This is a genomic window from Nioella sediminis, assembly GCF_001879695.1.
Taxonomy (GTDB): Bacteria; Pseudomonadota; Alphaproteobacteria; order Rhodobacterales; family Rhodobacteraceae; genus Nioella; species Nioella sediminis.
On record NZ_MNBL01000003.1, the window covers coordinates 1 to 1,539 of the forward strand.

The window sequence follows — 1,539 nt, forward strand, 5'->3', positions numbered from 1 at the left end:
TCAGGCGGATCTTGATGGTGGTCGGCTTCGCCATGTCAAACTCCTGCAAAGCGGGGCGCGGGGGGCAGACGATCCCAAGCGCTCGTATCTCTGGTTGAGCGCGTCTTTTACCCTTGCGCGGTGTGGTGTCAACCGAAAAGGGGCAGAATTCCGAGGCTCCACACCGCTCCCGCCGCTGCCATGGTGCCAAGAACCGCCAGAAGGTCCCATTTGCGCTGCATCAGAAGCCAAGCCGCCAGCCCCGCCAACAGAATCGCGCCGGGGTCGATTGTCGACGGATCTGGCAACCAGAGCGTGGCGGGCCCCAGCGCCGTTGCCGTGACATCCGTGAAAAAGACATGCAGCGCGAACCAGATCGACAGGTTCAGAATCACCCCGACCACGGCGGCCGTGATCCCCGACAGCGCCCCGTTGAGACGCGGCTGCGCTGTGATCCACTCCACATAGGGCGCGAAGGCGAAGATCCACAGGAAGCAGGGCATGAAGGTAACCCACAGCGTCACGCAGGCCGCCAGAACGCCAAGCCCCAGCCCGCCCTGCCCGGCCCCGGCCAGGAACCCCACGAACTCCGTCACGAGAATCAGAGGCCCCGGCGTGGTTTCCGCCAGCCCAAGCGCATCCATCATCTGCCCCGTGGTCAGCCAGCCGAAATCGCCCACCACCTGCTGCACCATATAGGCCAGCACCGCATAGGCACCGCCGAAGGTCACAACGGCCAGCTTGGAAAAGAAAAGCCCCACCTCGGTCAGCACGCTGTCCGGCGCGATTCCCCAAAGCAGAGCCAGCGGCCCCAGCCAGAGCGCGCCCCAGATCAGGACGGTCCGCAGAGCGCGCATCAGGGAAACGGGCGGTGCTTCCGCATCTTCTGCCTTGCGGCCCATCAACAATGCCCCGAGCAGCGCCGCGACCGCGATGATCAGCGGAAATGGCAAGCTGAAGGCGAAGAGCCCAAGAAACGCCAGCGCCGCCAACCCATAGGCCAACCGCCCCTTGAGGGCCTTGCGGCTGACCCGCAGCAGCGCCTCGATGACGACGATGATCACGGTGGCCTTTATGCCGAGGAACAGCGCCGCGACCAGCGGCAACTGCCCGAAACTGACATAGAGCGCCGCCAGCAGCATCACCACCAAAGCCCCCGGCGCCACGAACAGCCCGCCCGCGATCAGCCCGCCCCGCGTGCCATCCCGCCGCCAGCCCGCATAGGTCGCCAGTTGCATCGCCTCTGGACCGGGCAACAGCATGGTGAAGGACAGGGCCCCGAGGAACTGCCGCTCGCTCAGCCAGTCCCGCCGCTCGACCAGCTCGCGATGCATCAGCGCGATCTGTGCAGCCGGTCCGCCAAAAGACATAAGCCCGATCCGCCCGAACACGCGGATCATCTCCGCCACATCCTGCCGCGTCTGCATAAAGGGACCCACCTGTTTCCACTGAGCCCAGAAACCGGCATTGGCCCCCGAACACAACCCCCCGCGTCTTTATGGCACCGATAATTGCAGCGGATCTGCAGAAGCAAGCCGGGGGCGTCGCCCCCGGCCGAAC

Annotated in this window: 1 protein-coding gene; it reads right to left on the reverse strand. The window is 65.4% G+C overall.

What is annotated here, in order from left to right:
* Window positions 1-128 precede the first annotated feature (128 nt).
* Complete coding sequence (chrA, locus tag BKY26_RS00180; RefSeq protein WP_071688380.1) at window positions 129-1,406, reverse strand: chromate efflux transporter; 1,278 nt, start codon at window positions 1,404-1,406, stop codon at window positions 129-131.
* Between the last annotated feature and the right edge of the window lie 133 nt (window positions 1,407-1,539).